Origin of the sequence: Streptomyces glaucescens, assembly GCF_000761215.1 — a bacterium.
Lineage (GTDB): Bacteria > Actinomycetota > Actinomycetes > Streptomycetales > Streptomycetaceae > Streptomyces > Streptomyces glaucescens_B.
This window is the reverse complement of sequence record NZ_CP009438.1, coordinates 997105-1011898: the sequence shown is the minus strand read 5'-3', so window position 1 is coordinate 1011898 and position 14794 is coordinate 997105. Positions and strand designations below refer to the sequence as shown.

11 protein-coding genes are annotated in these 14794 nt (G+C 73.6%); 5 read left to right on the top strand and 6 right to left on the bottom strand.

Features of this window, described 5'->3' with window-relative positions; genetic code table 11:
• The first annotated feature begins 252 nt into the window (after positions 1-252).
• The 3 genes from SGLAU_RS04345 (at position 253) to SGLAU_RS04335 (ending at position 4822) form a co-directional block, all read left to right on the top strand.
• Positions 253-1611 carry a salicylate synthase gene (locus tag SGLAU_RS04345; RefSeq protein ID WP_244315172.1) on the top strand — a complete coding sequence of 453 codons (1359 nt, stop codon included), beginning with the start codon at positions 253-255 and terminating at the stop codon, positions 1609-1611.
• 57 nt (positions 1612-1668) lie between these two features.
• Positions 1669-3645 carry a BTAD domain-containing putative transcriptional regulator gene (locus tag SGLAU_RS04340; RefSeq protein WP_078957586.1) on the top strand — a complete coding sequence of 659 codons (1977 nt, stop codon included), beginning with the start codon at positions 1669-1671 and terminating at the stop codon, positions 3643-3645.
• A 235-nt stretch (positions 3646-3880) separates the two neighbouring features.
• The gene (locus SGLAU_RS04335; RefSeq protein ID WP_244315171.1) at positions 3881-4822 is read left to right on the top strand and encodes a hypothetical protein; all 942 of its coding nucleotides are present in this window, start codon (positions 3881-3883) and stop codon (positions 4820-4822) included.
• Between the two features lie 42 nt (positions 4823-4864).
• On the opposite strand, the gene SGLAU_RS04330 is transcribed toward SGLAU_RS04335, so the two are convergent.
• The 6 genes from SGLAU_RS04330 to xylB all read right to left on the bottom strand — a co-directional run bounded on the left by SGLAU_RS04330 (position 4865) and on the right by xylB (position 12788).
• Positions 4865-6388: an aldehyde dehydrogenase family protein gene (locus SGLAU_RS04330; protein WP_043498530.1), complete on the bottom strand. Its 1524-nt coding sequence runs from the start codon at positions 6386-6388 to the stop codon at positions 4865-4867.
• Positions 6389-6671: 283 nt separating this feature from the next.
• Positions 6672-8036: a GAF domain-containing protein gene (locus SGLAU_RS04325; protein WP_078957585.1), complete on the bottom strand. Its 1365-nt coding sequence runs from the start codon at positions 8034-8036 to the stop codon at positions 6672-6674.
• Between the two features lie 151 nt (positions 8037-8187).
• Complete coding sequence (locus SGLAU_RS04320; protein ID WP_043498529.1) at positions 8188-8787, bottom strand: N-acetylmuramoyl-L-alanine amidase; 600 nt, start codon at positions 8785-8787, stop codon at positions 8188-8190.
• Positions 8788-8894: 107 nt separating this feature from the next.
• Complete coding sequence (locus SGLAU_RS04315) at positions 8895-9914, bottom strand: acetamidase/formamidase family protein (RefSeq protein WP_043498526.1); 1020 nt, start codon at positions 9912-9914, stop codon at positions 8895-8897.
• 205 nt (positions 9915-10119) lie between these two features.
• A complete protein-coding gene (locus tag SGLAU_RS04310; protein ID WP_043498524.1) occupies positions 10120-11328 on the bottom strand; it encodes an ROK family transcriptional regulator in 1209 nt (402 codons plus the stop codon).
• A 14-nt stretch (positions 11329-11342) separates the two neighbouring features.
• Positions 11343-12788 carry a xylulokinase gene (xylB, locus tag SGLAU_RS04305; RefSeq protein ID WP_043498521.1) on the bottom strand — a complete coding sequence of 482 codons (1446 nt, stop codon included), beginning with the start codon at positions 12786-12788 and terminating at the stop codon, positions 11343-11345.
• Positions 12789-12946: 158 nt separating this feature from the next.
• On the opposite strand from xylB, the gene xylA reads away from it, so the two are divergent.
• Complete coding sequence (xylA, locus tag SGLAU_RS04300) at positions 12947-14113, top strand: xylose isomerase (protein ID WP_043498519.1); 1167 nt, start codon at positions 12947-12949, stop codon at positions 14111-14113.
• Positions 14114-14267: 154 nt separating this feature from the next.
• Positions 14268-14741, top strand: a complete 474-nt coding sequence (locus tag SGLAU_RS04295; RefSeq protein ID WP_078957584.1) for a hypothetical protein — start codon at positions 14268-14270, stop codon at positions 14739-14741.
• The last annotated feature ends 53 nt before the right edge of the window (positions 14742-14794 follow it).

Sequence of the window (14794 nt, the reverse complement as noted above, 5' to 3'; positions counted from 1 at the left end):
TCACGGTGGGCGGCCGGGATTTCCCACCGGTCGCTCGCTTTCCTGATGCCGCCTGCCCGGCCGGGCTCCGCCACGGCTGCCCAACATTCTCCATAGCTGGAAATGAGCGCTGCGCTGTCGATTCGGGGGAAGCGCCGGCGGGGGCATGTGCCGGCAATCCCGCCTGTCTTCGCCCTGCCTACTCAGGGGATAGGTGTGAAGGTCCATTACCGCACAGCCACCATGGAAACAAGGCGTGAGCCGCTCGATATCGTGACCGGACTCGCCTCCTCCGGAATCTGGGACACCTTCGTGGTGTACGAGGACCCCGAGGGCTGGTCCGTGGCCGGGGGAACAGCGGCCGAAGTCCTGCTGACGCCGCGATGTATTCGCACCACACGAGACGGTGTGGTGACCGAGGAGCGCTGGAACGGGAATCCGCTCCACCGGATCCGGGAATTCCTGGCGGACCTGCCGATGGCGGACTGGACCGCCTACGGCTGGTGCGCGTTCGAGCTGGCCCCGCTCCTCGCGGGGACCGCGGCCGCGGCCGAACGGGACGATGTCCTCGCGCACCTGGTCGTCCCCGAGACGGAGGTGCGGCTGAGCGGCGGCCGGGCCGTCGTCCGCAGTCTGTACGGCGCGGCCCTCGCGACCGTGGAGGACGCCGTCACCGACGCCGCCGCACCCACCGCCGGTACCCGGCGGCCGGTCCGCGTCGACCTCGAAGCCGGCGCCGCCGACTACCTGCGTCACGTGACCTCCCTGGTCCGGGACATCCGAGCCGGACTGCTGCAGAAGGCCGTCATCTCCCGGGTGGTGCCCGTACCCGAGGAGATCGACTTCCCCGCCAGCTTCGCCGCCGGACGCCGGGCCAACTCGCCCACCCGTTCCTTCCTGCTGAGCATGGGCGGACTGCGCGCCTTCGGCTTCAGCCCGGAGACCGTGGTGGAGGTGGACGTCGAGCGCCGCGTCGCCAGTCAGCCCCTCGCCGGCACCCGTGCGCTGACCGGCGACCCCGAACTGGACCGCAAGCTACGCGAGGACCTCCTCGCCGACCCCAAGGAACTCCACGAGCACGCCATCTCGGTGAAGGTCGCCGTCGACGAACTCGCCGGTTCCTGCGAAGCGGAGACGGTGGCCGTGACGGAGTTCATGACCGTCAAGGAACGCGGCACCGTGCAGCACCTGGCGTCGAAGGTCGTGGGCCGGCTGCCGGAGGGAGCGGACCCCTGGCAGGCGTTCGCCGCGGTGTTCCCCGCCGTCACGGCCTCCGGGGTGCCCAAACCCGCCGCGTACGAGGCGATCTCGCGCTACGAGAGCCAGGCCCGGGGCCCGTACGCGGGCGCCGTCATGAAGGTCACGCAGGACGGGGCGATGGATGCCGCCCTGGTACTGCGCAGCGCCTACGCGCGCGACGGCAGGACCTGGCTGCGGGCCGGAGCCGGCGTGGTGGAGCAGTCCCGCGCCGAGCGGGAGCTGGAGGAGACCCGGGAGAAGCTGATGTCCGTCTCCCGGTCGCTGGTGGCCCGTACCGACCGTCCGGCGGAACCGGCCGAGGACACCGGCGCGGACGAAACCGGCGCGGACGACACCGGCGCGGCGGAGAGCCGGCCGCGTCCGCCGCGCTGATGCGCGGGGCGCCGACGCACGACCGGACGGAACACCACTTCAGGAGGGGACTGGCCGATGGCCATCACGGGGACACCTCTGCGCATACAGCTCCTCGGCCCGGTGCGGGCCTGGCGGGACGGGACGGAGGTGCCGCTGGGCCCGCCCAAGCAGCGTGCCGTGCTCAGCCTCCTCGCCAGCCGCGCCAACGACGTCGTGGGCGTCGACACCATCGTGGACGCCCTGTGGGACGGCGACGTACCGCACTCGGCAGCCAACAGCGTGCACACCTATGTGGCCGGACTGCGCCGGGAGCTGGAGCCCGGGCGCAGCAGGAGAGGAGCCAGCGCGGTCCTCGTCTCCGCGTCCGGCGGGTACTGCCTGCGGACCGAACCGGACCAGGTGGACGCCGCCCTCTTCGTCCGGCGCCACACCGAGGCCCGCAGATCATGGGCCCAGGGGGACACCGACACCTCCCTGCGGCTGTACGAGGAGGCTCTGTCGCTGTGGCGCGGCGAGGCGTACGCCGCGATCCCCGGCCCGTTCGCCTCCATGGAACGCACCCGGCTGCGGGACCTCAGGCTCACCGCCGTCGAGGAATGGGCCGCCGACATGCTGGCGGCGGGCCGGCACGGCGAGACCGCCGCCGAACTGATCCGCGCCGTGTCCGAGGAGCCGCTGCGGGAGAAACTGCGCTGGCTGCTGATGCTGACCCTGTACCGCAACGGCCGGCAGGCCCACGCGCTGCGGGTCTACGACGAGATCCGGCGCCTGCTGAGCAGTGAACTGGGCATCGAGCCCGGCGCCGAACTGCGCGACCTCTACCAGCAGATCCTGTGCGGTCACCCGGGGCTGCGCACGCACGGCGGGGACACCACCGCCGCGCTGCCCGAAGCGCCCCGCGAGATCCTGCTGTCCCAGGCCCCCAGCCCGCGGCAACTGCCGCCCTCCGTACGCGGGTTCGTGGGCCGCGCCGTCGAACTGGCACGGCTGGCGGACGTGCTGGAGGACGAGCTGACGCGGTCGGACGCCACGACACCGGTGGCCGTGGTCGACGGCCCGGCGGGGGCCGGCAAGTCGGCGTTCGTCCTGCGCCTGGCGCACCGGCTCCTCGACCGGTTTCCCGACGGCCAGCTGTACGTGGACCTGTGCGGCACCGCGGTGCGCGGCAAGCCCCTGACCGCGCAGGAGGCCCTGGCCCAGCTCCTGGACGGCCTCGGCGTCGACGCCACGAGGATGCCCGCCGGCCTCGCCGCCCGCGCCTCCCTCTACCGCAGTCTGCTGCACGGCCGCAGGATGCTGGTGGTGCTCGACGACGCCCTCAGCGCCGATCAGCTGCGCCCGCTGATACCGGGCGGTTCCTGCTGCGTCCTCGCGACCAGCAGGCAGCGCCTCGCCGGGCTCGCGGCACGGGACGGCGCGCACCTGCTCACCGTCGGGCCGCTGGACGACAGCACGTCGGCACGCCTGCTCACCGGGCTGAGCGGCAGCCGGCTCGTCGGTCAGGAAGCGGCCGTACGGCGGCTGGTGGCGGTCTGCGGGGGACTGCCCCTCGCCCTGCGCATCGTCGCCCACGGGCTGGCGGCCAGCCCCGGGGTGCCGCTGAGCACGCTGGTCGAGCAGTACGCCGCCGAGCACAGCCGGCTCGACCGGCTCACGGTGGAGGGCGACGCGAACGCCAGCATGCGCTGCGCCTTCGCGGCGTCGTACCGCGCGCTTCCGGCCGACGCGGCCCGCATGTTCCGCTATCTGGGGCTGCACGGCGGCCCGTTCACCGTCGAGATCGCGGCGACGCTCGCGGAGACGGACCGGGACACCACCCGCAGGCTGCTCTCGCTGCTGGCCGCGCATCACCTGCTGGAGGAGGAACCGGGCCACCGGTACCGCTTCCACGGCCTCATCGGCCTCTACGCCGCCGAGTGCGCGGAACGGGAGTCTCCGGCGCTGCGCCAGGCGGCGCTCACCCGGGTGCTCGAACGGGGACCGGCCGCACCCCGGGCGCGGTGCCTGAACGGGGGCGCCGGCCGGCCGGACGTCCGCACCGTCTCCCTGTGACACCGTCTCCCTGTGACGCCCGGCACCGGCTTACGCAGTACGGGTGAATGAACCGATGGTTCCGTTCGGAGCCGGTGCCTGGGTCTCTACCGTTGCTTGCCGGGGGACCTGGGGTTACGGCGGAGGCTCCGGAGGTGGGAGACCGGTGGGAAGGCGCCTGCTGCGGGAGCCGGGGAAGACGCCGGACACGCCGAGGCCCCGGAGGGGCCGGCGCCGGAGCTGGGGCGCGGTCGGCGTGGCATGTCTCGTGGGCACGGCGCTGGCGGCCGGCGGGTCCTGGGCCGCCGGTGACGGGGCGGCGCGGATGGTGGCTCTCGGGCCGCCCGCCGGCTGCTTCGGGCTGGCGGCCTCCCTGGTGCTTCGCGCGAGGGGCACGGGCGGACGGGTGCGGGCGCGTCTGCTGCTGTTGGGGGGTTCCGCCGCCGCCGCGGGTGCGTACCGGGGAGCGGTCACCGCGCTGTCGGCCCGGCCTCCGGCATCGGGATGGGACGCGCGGTCGTGGCTGGGCTCGACGGTGATCATCGGCGTGACGCTGACGGTCGGCCTGGGGATGGCCGGTCTCGTGGTCGCGGCCGACGCCGGAACGGGACGGCACGTGCTGCTGCGGCGCGTGCTCGACGGGCTCGTCACCGCGGGGGCCGTGTTCATGACGGGATGGGTGCTGCTGCGGGGGATCGGTGACGGCTGGTGGCTGGAGACCGGGATGGTCGGCGTCCTGTGGGTCGCGGAAGTCGTGTTCCTCAGCTTCCTGCTCGCCCTGCGCCGTCTCGTGCGCAGCGACCAGCGGGCCACCTTGTCGGCCGGGATCGCCGGGCTGTCCCTCATGCTGGTCGGCGACACCCTTCGGCTGTGGACGGCCGGCCCGCACGGCCTGGAGCCGATGTGCTGTCAGCCGGCGGACGCCTGCGCCACCGCGGGACTGCTGGTGGTGGCGGTCGGGCCCTGGGTGCCCGGCGGGGCGAGCACCCTGGACACCGCTCGGCCCGCGCTGCGACGGGGGATGGAGGGCACGGCGGCGTTCATCCCCCTGACCGTCTGCACGGTCACAGCGCTGGGATACGTACTGGCCCCGCTCGCCCGGGACCCCGTACCGCTGCTGGTCGGCGGTACGGCACTGCTGAGTCTCTGGGCCCGCCAGAGGTTCCTGCCGGGCGAGCACACCGCACCCGACGACTGACCCTCGCGCGGCTGCCCGGCTCCGGGCGACCGGCCGCGGCTCCTAGAAGAACCCGAGCTTCTTCGGAGTGTAGGAACAGAGGATGTTCTTGGTCTGCTGGTAGTGCTCCAGCATCATCTTGTGGGTCTCACGGCCGATGCCCGACTGCTTGTAACCGCCGAACGCCGCGTGCGCGGGATACGCGTGGTAGCAGTTGGTCCAGACGCGGCCCGCCTGGATGGCACGGCCCGCCCGGTACGCGGTGTTGATGTCCCGGGTCCACACCCCCGCCCCGAGGCCGTACAGCGTGTCGTTGGCGATCGCCATGGCGTCGTCGAAGCCGTCGAAGGAGGTCACCGACACCACCGGACCGAAGATCTCCTCCTGGAAGATCCGCATCCGGTTGTTCCCCTCGAAGATCGTGGGCTGGACGTAGTAGCCGCCCTTCAACTCACCGTCGAACTCGACGCGTTCCCCGCCGGTCAGGACCTTGGCACCCTCCTCCCGCCCGATGTCCAGGTAGGAGAGGATCTTCGCGAGCTGGTCGCCGGACGCCTGGGCGCCGATCATCGTCTCCGTGTCCAGCGGATGACCGGCCCTGATCCGCTCCGTGCGGGCCACCGCCGCCGCAAGGAAGTCCGGGTAGTTGCCGCGCTGCACCAGCCCCCGGGACGGGCAGGTGCACACCTCACCCTGGTTCAGCGCGAACATGGTGAAACCTTCCAGTGCCTTGTCGCGCAGATCGTCGTCCTTCTCCCAGACGTCGTCGAAGAAGATGTTGGGCGACTTGCCGCCCAGCTCCAGCGTCACCGGCTTCAGGTGCTCGGCGGCGTACTGCATGATCAGCCGCCCCGTCGCCGTCTCGCCGGTGAAGGCGACCTTCGCCACCCGCGGGCTGGACGCCAGTGGCTTGCCCGCCTCCTCCCCGAAGCCGTTGACGATGTTCAGCACGCCGGGCGGCAGCAGATCGGAGACCAGGCTCAGCCAGTAGTGGACGGAGACCGGGGTCTGCTCGGCGGGCTTGAGGACGACCGCGTTGCCCGCCGCGAGGGCCGGGGCCAGCTTCCAGGCCGCCATCAGGATCGGGAAGTTCCACGGGATGATCTGCGCCACCACGCCCAGCGGCTCGTGGAAGTGGTACGCCACCGTGTCGTCGTCGACCTCGGCGAGCGAGCCCTCCTGCGCGCGGATCGCGCCCGCGAAGTAGCGGAAGTGGTCGATGGCCAGCGGGATGTCCGCGGCCAGCGTCTCGCGGACCGGCTTGCCGTTCTCCCAGGTCTCGGCGACGGCGAGCTGCTCCAGGTGCGCCTCCATCCGGTCGGCTGTCTTCAGCAGGACGTCCGAGCGCTCGGTCGCCGAACGGCGCCCCCACGCCGGCGCCGCCGCGTGCGCCGCGTCCAGCGCCCGCTCCACGTCCTCCGCGGTGCCCCGCGCCACCTCCGTGAACGGCTGACCGTTGACCGGACTCGGGTTCTCGAAGTACCGGCCGCGGGCCGGCGGCACGTACTCCCCGCCGATGAAGTGGTCGTAGCGTGACTGGTAGGAGACGATCGCGCCCGGCGTGCCGGGTGCCGCGTAACGGGTCATGCTGCTCCAGCCTCCTGCTGCTGCTGCTGCGCCGCCCGCCGTCGGACGGCTCTCGGTGGGGAGCGTAGGGAGGGGGACGTTGCAGCGACGTTGCGGCAGCCGGCGTCGCGTTGCACGCTGCTGGGGCCGGTCCGTAGGTGTACGTGCTCGGTCTGGTTCCCGGACCGTTGTCTCTGCCCGGGTGCCCGCGTGTGGTTCCACCTGGCGCTTCTCCCCGGTGCCTCGGCGGTACCGGCGGCTGCTGCCGGCCGGCGTTGCACGCTGCTGGGGCCGGTCCGTGGTCCTACCTGCCCGGCCGACTGCCGGACCGTTGTCCCGGCCCGGGGGCCGGTCGTGCGGTCCTGCCCGGTGCTCCTCCCCGGCGCCCTGGCGGTGCCGAGGGCAGCTGTCCGCCGGACGAGGGTGCCGTCAGTTCCGCCTCCAGCGCGGCCAGCCGGGCCCGCACCGTGGCCGTCGGCCGGACCGTTGCCAGGGCGCGCCACACGTCGAGGTCGTCCTCGCCCCACGGCCTGTGCGCCCAGTCGGAGAGCAGGTCCGGGTCACGGCGGGCGAGCAGTGCCGAGCGCAGTCCGTCCGCGAGCCGGCGCCTGAGCCGGACCACGGCCGGAGCCAGGGAGGCGGGCAGCAGCGGACCGGCGTACACCGACGCGGCGGCCGTGACGGCCCCCGCGCCCAGACGCCGCTCCAGAACGGTGACGTCCGAGGTGACCGGGACCGTGAGCCGGTAGGGCCGCGAGGCCAGCAGCCCGGGGCCCAGCACCCGGCGCAGCCGGACCAGTTCGGCGCGCAGCGTCACCGGTGTCACCGACTCGTCGTCGTACAGCGCGCACAGCAGCTCGTCACCGGTGAGCCCCTCCGGGTGGCGGGCGAGCAGCACCAGGATCTCGCTGTGCCGGCGGCTCAGCCGGACCCGGCGGCCCCGGGCCAGCAGGATCGCCTCGTCCCGTCCCAGCGCCGTCAACTCGAGAGCGCCGTCGGCCGGTTCGCCCGGATCGAGCAACGCCAGCTGGGACTCGGCGGCCCGCGCGACCGCCTGCACGAACGCCAGGCTGTGCGGATGCGCGAGTCCGTCACCGCCGGTGATGTCGACGGCGCCGAGCACCCGCCCGGTGCGCGGGTCGTGCACCGGTGCCGCTGCGCACGTCCAGGACTGGACCCGGCGGACGAAGTGCTCCGCCGCGAAGACCTGCACCGGCCGGTCCAGGGCGACCGCCGTGCCCGGGGCGTTGGTCCCCATCGCGCTCTCGGCCCACCGGGCACCGGGCACGAAGTTCATCCGCCCCGCCCGGCGCCGGGACTCCGGATGCCCCTCGACCCACAGGAGCCGGCCGTGCGCGTCGCACACCGCGAGGAGGTGTTCCCCGTCGAGGGCGAACGAGCCCATCAGTTCGCGGCACAGCGGCATCACACGGGCCAGCGGATGCTCGGCCCGGTAGGCTCCCAGGTCGCCGTCGGCCAGCTCCACGTCCGCGCCGCCGTCCGGTCCGACGCCGGCCCGCACCGACCTCCGCCACGAGTCGGCGACGACCGCCCGCACGGGCCGCGGCACGGTGCCCGCCACGGTGAACGTCTCGTGTGCCCGGCGCAGGATCCGTGCGCGCTCGGCGGGGTCGGCTCCCGGCTCCAGAGCCACCCAGGGATCGGTCACCTCGGCCTCCCGGAAGGCGATGCGGCCGGCGGTGTGCGGCCCGGTCGTGCCACCGGGGCGGCGCGGCCCGGAACATCGTCACCCCGGCTCGTGCGGGCCGACAACCGTCCGGACCATGGTCACCCGGACGGCCACCGGTGCCGGGCGCCGGTCAGGCGCGGTCGACCAGCCTCAGGTACCGCCTCCAGTCCCAGTGCGGCCCGGGGTCGGTGTGGTCGGAGCCCGGCACCTCGTAGTGCGCGATGATGTGCGCGCGGTCCTTGGGTATGCCGTACTTGTCGCAGACCGACGCGGTGAGCCGGGCCGATCGCTCGTAGAGGACGTCGGTGAAGCAGCCGGGCCGGTCCACCCAGCCCTCGTGCTCGATGCCGATGCTGCGGATGTTGTAGTCCCAGTTCCCCGCGTGCCAGGCGATGTCGGACTCGCGGACGCACTGCGCGAGACCGCCGTCCGCGGAGCGCACCAGGTAATGCGCGGAGACCTGCTTCCTGCGGTTCTGGAAGACGCCCAGGGTGGTCGCGTAGGACGCCTGGGTGACGTGGATGACCACGAAGTCCACCGGGTGGCTCGCCGGACGGTTCGCCGGCGTGTAGTTGGCAGCGTGCGCCGGATGCCACACGGCGAGCGGGTGGTCGGGGGCCCGGGTCCGCGCGCCGGCCCGGGTCCCGGGCAGCAGCGCGTAGGGGGCGGCGGCGAGGGCGGCGCCTCGCAGCAGCCGCCGCCGGGTGGGGAGCGGTCGTGCCCGTTCCATCGGGGTGTGCCTTTCGAGTGCTCTGCGGGCGAGCGGGGCGTGCGAACCCGGGGGAGCGTCCGGCGGTCCCGCCCCGCTCGCGATGTCGCGGACATCTCGGGACGCTCCTAGCCCCGCAGGGTCGCCGCCGTCTCCCGCAGCCGGGCGTGCAGTCCGCGGTGGGTCTCGCGGGCCGGGAGCCATTCCTTGCGGAGCTTGGCCACGCAGGTGTAGTTCGTGTCGCACACGTTGGCCAGCGGGGATTCCACGGCCTGGGTCGTGAACTGGTAGGCGTCCAGCTCGCTGAACCCGTAGTCGCGGACCAGCCACCGCACCAGGTCCAGCTGGGATATCCGGAACGCGTCCTCCAGCGGGCGGGCGGAGCCGGTGGAGATGATGTGGGTGTCCGACTCGATGCGCGGCCAGGGCGTGTGCAGCCCCTTGAGGAGTTCGACGATCACCACGGTGTTCATCGCGCATTCGACGGCCACCCCGCAGGTCTCGCCCTCGCCCTGCCGGGCGTGCCCGTCACCCAGGCTGAGCAGCGCCCCCTCGACGTTCACCCCGAGATAGCAGGTGACGCCGGCCCGCATCTCCGGCGTGTCCATGTTGCCGCCGTGCGCATCGGGCACCAGCGCCGAGCGGACCTCCAGGTTGGCCGGGGCCACGCCCACCGTGCCGTGCATCGGGTCGAGGGGCAGCTCGATCTCGATGTCGCTGTCGTGAGCCCGGAACAGCGCGGTGCGGCGGGTCCGGTCGAGCTGCCAGATCCACACGGTCTCCGGCAGCGGGGGCTGGAGGGTGGCCGTGGCGGACGTCGAGGTGAGCGCGCCGAACAGCGGCACGGTCGTCGACGCGGCCCAGTCCCGGGCCGGTTCGATCGACACGAAGTGCACGGCGACCGTGTCGCCCGGCTCGGCGCCCTCGATGTGGAACGGACCGGTCTGCGGGTTGAGGTAGGGGAACTCGCACACCTGGGACACCAGGTCCTTCTCCGAGCGCACCCGCCCGGCGAAGCAGTCCTCGGTGTACAGATCCAGCACGGTGCCGGGCGTGATCCGGGCCACGGGCGGCACGCCGCCGAACGTCCAGGCGTACTCGCCCGGCTCGGGCCGTACCGTCAGAACGCGTGTGTGCTCTGCGGACATGAGGGTCCCCCCGTCGACGATGGATCACTCGGTCGGCGCTCCGCATGCCCTCGTGCCCCAGGTCGGGACAGCAGGGGTGCGGCTCGCGTGATTCACGGTACGGGGCCCGGAGGACGGACAGAAGGCCCCGGCGATCTTCCGTGGACGAGCCCGCCGGTGTGGACAACCTGCTCACCCGCACGGGCGATCGGCGTCCGGCACGCGGTCAGGCCCGGCCCGCCACCGCCGCAGGATCGTCCAGCACCGCCCGGACCACCGAGTGCGCGGCACCGAGCAGCGGGCCCTGCGGGCCGAGCCGGGACACGGACACCGGGCAAGGGGGGCCCGCCGTGCGCCGGGCCAGTTCCGCCCGCAGCGACGGCAGCAGCCACGGCGCCAGCCCGGCCAGCGCACCGCCCAGGACCACGCTCTCGGGATCGAGGAGATTGACCGCCCCGGTCAGCGCGATCCCCAGCGCCTCTCCCGCGTCCCGCAGCGCCCGCCGCACGTCCTGGTCGCCCTGCTCGGCGCGACCGGCGAGCAGCCCGACCCGGTCCTCGCCCGGCTCCAGGCCCGCCGCCCGCATGACCGCCTCCTCACCGGCGTACTGCTCCAGGCAGCCACGCCCCCCGCAGACGCACGACGGTCCGTCCGGACGCACCGGCACATGGCCGAGCTCGCCGGCGAAACCGCGTGTGCCGCGCAGCAGGCCCCCGCCGACGACCACGGCCGCGCCGATGCCGATCTCGGCCGACACGTGCAGGAAGTCGGGCGGGGTGCCCTCGCCGAGCCAGAGTTCCGCCAGTGCGCCGAAGTTGGCCTCGTTGTCGACGGTCAGCCCGGCCTCGGACGGCAGCAGGGCACCGAGGTCGACGTCGTGCCAGTCGAGGTTGGGGGCGCGGACGACGGTGCGGCCGTCGCGCGCCACGAGGCCGGGCACGGCCACGGCGAGACCCGCGGGCCACAGCCCCGCGCCCTCCGCCTCGGCGACGACCTGCCGCACGAGTCCGGTCAGCTCCTCGACCACCGGCTCGGGCGCGCGGCCCCGGTTGGTGCCGTGCCGCACCGCCCGGGCGCGGACCTCGCCGCGCAGGTCGACCACGCACACGGCGAGATGGTCGACTCCGATCTCGGCGCCGAGCCCGGCGGGCCCCCGCTCGCTGACCGCGAGCGCGGACCCGGGCCGGCCCACCCGGCCCGGACGCTCTGGTCCCAGTTCCCGCAGCAGCCCGGAGCGGATCAGCTCGTCGACGAGGGTGGACACCGCCGCCCGGGTCAGCCCGATGTGCGAGGCGACGGCCGCCCGGGACAGCGGCCCCTCGGCGCTGACGGTGTGCATCACCCGGGCGAGGTTGCGGCGGCGCATGCCCTGCTGGGTGTCGGGCAGCGCTCGTCCGGGACCGGCCGGGCGGGTCTCGTGCGGGGGTGCGGTCATGCCTCCGTCCGTCCTCAGCGGCTCTGCGGGCTCCGCTCCAGCAGCGGTGCCGCGTCGGAGAGTACCCCGGCGATCCTGGCCAGTGTCTCCTCGTCCCGCTCCACGGCCTCCAGCACCGGCCCGCGCGCGGTGTCCCAGCGGCGGGCCACGGCGGCCGGATCCTCGCCGGTCAGCAGCCCGGCGGCCTGGGCCGCCGCGCCCAGCGCGACCAGTTCCTTCGCCTCGGGCACCTGGACCGGGCGCCCAGAGAGCCGTCGCACGGTCTGCTGCCAGGCCGTGCCGCGCGCGCCGCCGCCGATCAGCAGCAGCGGCGCCGAGGGGTCGGCGTCCTCGTCGAGGACCAGGTCGAGCGCACCGAGCAGCGAGTGCACCGCGCCGTCGTACGCGGCCTGGAGCAACTGCCCGGCGGACGTGTCGTGCCGCAGGCCGTGCAGCAGTCCCGAGGCGTGCGGCAGGTCCGGGGTGCGCTCGCCATCCAGGAACGGCAGCAGCGTCACGGCCGCCCCCGGTTCGACGGCCTCGCGGTCCAGGCCCAGCAGCGCGGCGACACGGTCCACGGCGAGGGTGCAGTTCAGGGTGCAGGCCAGCGGCAGCCAGTCGCCGCGCGCGTCGGCGAAGCCCGCGACGGTGCCAGTCGGGTCGGCGGGCCGGCGCCGCGACACCGCGTACACGGTGCCCGAGGTGCCGAGGCTCATGACCGGGGTCCCCGGCCGCAGGCCGAGGCCCAGCGCGGCGGCGGCGTTGTCGCCGGTGCCGGCCGCGACCAGGGTGCCCTTGGAGAACGGCAGCTCGTGGCTGTCCCGCACTGTCCCGGCCACCTCGCCCGACCGCACCACGCGGGGGAGCAGCGCCGGGTCGAGCCCCACATGGGCGAGGATCCCGGCGTCGTACGACTCACTTTCCGAGGCCCACCAGCCGGTGCCGGAGGCGTCGCCGCGGTCGGTCGTGCCCTGTCCCGTGAGCCGCTCGGTGAGGTAGTCGTGCGGGAGGCGCACCGCCCTGGTGGCGCGCACCGCCTCCGGCTCGTGTTCGGCCAGCCAGGCCCACTTGGTGACCGTGAAGGACGCGGCCGGGACGGACCCGGTGCGCTCGGCCCAGAACTCGGCACCCCCCAGCTCCTCGGTGAGCCGGCGGGCCTGCGGCGCCGAACGGACGTCGTTCCACAGCAGCGCCGGGCGCACCGGTTCGCCCCACTCGTCCAGCGTGACCAGGCCGTGCTGCTGTCCGCCGATGGACACGGCGGCGGCCTCGTGGGCGGCGTCCCCGCACTGGCGCAGTGCCTCGCACAGGGCGTCCCACCACTGCCGCGGGTCGCTCTCGCGGCCCGCTCCGGTCGTGACGGTGTGCGGCGCCTGGCCGCTCGCCACGACCTGCCCGGTGGCCGCGTCGACGACCAGCGCCTTCGTGGACTGCGTGGACGTGTCCACGCCGACGACGAGCGGACCCTCGGCTGCTGACATCGGGCTCTCCCTCTTCCGCGGTTTCTGCGGAGATATGTGGTGGATTGTGACCCGTTGCGATCGGGGACACGTTGTCTCTTCCCAGAGACGCGACCGCATACTAATTTGTAAACCGCCATGACGAAATAGTCGGCAGCAAGCGAGCAAGGAGTCGCGGCATGAGCTACCAGCCCACCCCCGAGGACAGGTTCACCTTCGGCCTGTGGACCGTCGGCTGGCAGGGGAGGGACCCGTTCGGCGACGCCACGCGCGGTGTCCTCGACCCGGTCGAGACGGTGCAGCGCCTGTCGGAACTCGGCGCCCACGGCGTCACCTTCCACGACGACGACCTGATCCCGTTCGGGTCCTCCGACGCCGAGCGCGAATCGCACATCAAGCGGTTCCGCCAGGCCTTGGACGCCACCGGCATGACCGTGCCGATGGCCACCACCAACCTGTTCACGCACCCCGTGTTCAAGGACGGCGCGTTCACCGCCAACGACCGCGACGTGCGCCGCTACGCGCTGCGCAAGACCATCCGCAACATCGACCTGGCGGTCGAACTGGGTGCGCAGACGTACGTCGCGTGGGGCGGCCGCGAGGGCGCCGAGTCCGGCGCCGCCAAGGACGTGCGCGACGCCCTCGACCGCATGAAGGAGGCCTTCGACCTGCTCGGCGAGTACGTCACCGCCCAGGGCTACGACATCCGCTTCGCCATCGAGCCCAAGCCGAACGAGCCGCGCGGGGACATCCTGCTTCCCACCGTCGGCCACGCGCTCGCGTTCATCGAGCGCCTGGAGCGGCCGGAGCTGTACGGCGTCAACCCGGAGGTCGGGCACGAGCAGATGGCCGGGCTGAACTTCCCGCACGGCATCGCGCAGGCCCTGTGGGCCGGCAAGCTCTTCCACATCGACCTCAACGGCCAGTCCGGCATCAAGTACGACCAGGACCTGCGCTTCGGCGCCGGCGACCTGCGCTCCGCCTTCTGGCTGGTCGACCTCCTGGAGAGCGCCGGATACACAGGCCCGCGGCACTTCGACTTCAAGCCGCCGCGGACCGAGGACTTCGACGGCGTGTGGGCCTCGGCGGCGGGCTGCATGCGCAACTACCTCATCCTCAAGGAGCGTGCGGCCGCCTTCCGCGCGGACCCCGAGGTCCAGGAAGCCCTGCGCGCCGCGCGCCTCGACGAGCTGGCCCAGCCCACCGCGGCCGACGGCCTGCAGGCACTGCTCGCCGATAGGTCGGCGTTCGAGGAGTTCGACGTCGACGCGGCCGCCGCGCGGGGGATGGCCTTCGAGCGGCTGGACCAGCTGGCCATGGACCATCTGCTGGGCGCACGCGGCTGACCCTCCCTGCCGATCGGACCGATCGGCAGGCCGGATCAGGTCTCCGTACCGGACGACGGACTCGTGTCGCGGAATCGTGCGTTCCACGGCATGAGTCCGTGCCGGACACCGCGCGGGGGTCGCCTCGCCGCCGCTGCGGCGGGAGGCTGGGCACATGGCCACGCCGCCCCCACCGCCTCAGCCACCCGGACCACCGGCCGACGCGCCGCCCCCGGACGGTTCCGGGCCGCCTCCCGGGGACTTCGCGCCCCCGCCACGGCGGCGCGCCGCGCTCCTGGCGGCCCTGGCCGTCCTGGTGGCCGTCGCGATCGTCGCCGCCGTCGTGCTCGTGGCCTCGGGAGGCGGCGAGTCGCCGGACGACCGGGCACCCGCCGAGACCGGCACCGGCGCCACCGGTTCCCCGGCACCGTCCTCCGGACCGCCGAGCGAGCTGCCCGGTGGTGTGCCGTCCCTGCCGTCAGGCTTCCCCAGCGACCTGCCGTCCGGCTTCCCGAGTGAACTGCCGAGCGGTTTCCCCAGTGACTTGCCGTCCGGCTTCCCGAGTGAGCTGCCGAGCGGTTTCCCCAGCCACTTCCCGAGCGGTCTGGAGTCGTTGATCCCGTCTCTCGCGGACGGGGCACCGTCCTAGGGGACGTGTCGGTGACCGGCGCGGGCTCCGGGGATCACGGAGCCGGCGGCGTA

Excerpts from the sequence above, each read along its gene's own strand:
- SGLAU_RS04340 (WP_078957586.1), top strand. The coding sequence starts at position 1,669 with ATGGCCATCACGGGGACACCTCTGCGCATACAGCTCCTCGGCCCGGTG.
- SGLAU_RS04330 (WP_043498530.1), bottom strand. The coding sequence starts at position 6,388 with ATGACCCGTTACGCGGCACCCGGCACGCCGGGCGCGATCGTCTCCTAC.
- SGLAU_RS04320 (WP_043498529.1), bottom strand. The coding sequence starts at position 8,787 with ATGGAACGGGCACGACCGCTCCCCACCCGGCGGCGGCTGCTGCGAGGC.
- SGLAU_RS04315 (WP_043498526.1), bottom strand. The coding sequence starts at position 9,914 with ATGTCCGCAGAGCACACACGCGTTCTGACGGTACGGCCCGAGCCGGGC.
- SGLAU_RS04310 (WP_043498524.1), bottom strand. The coding sequence starts at position 11,328 with ATGACCGCACCCCCGCACGAGACCCGCCCGGCCGGTCCCGGACGAGCG.
- xylB (WP_043498521.1), bottom strand. The coding sequence starts at position 12,788 with ATGTCAGCAGCCGAGGGTCCGCTCGTCGTCGGCGTGGACACGTCCACG.
- xylA (WP_043498519.1), top strand. The coding sequence starts at position 12,947 with ATGAGCTACCAGCCCACCCCCGAGGACAGGTTCACCTTCGGCCTGTGG.
- SGLAU_RS04295 (WP_078957584.1), top strand. The coding sequence starts at position 14,268 with ATGGCCACGCCGCCCCCACCGCCTCAGCCACCCGGACCACCGGCCGAC.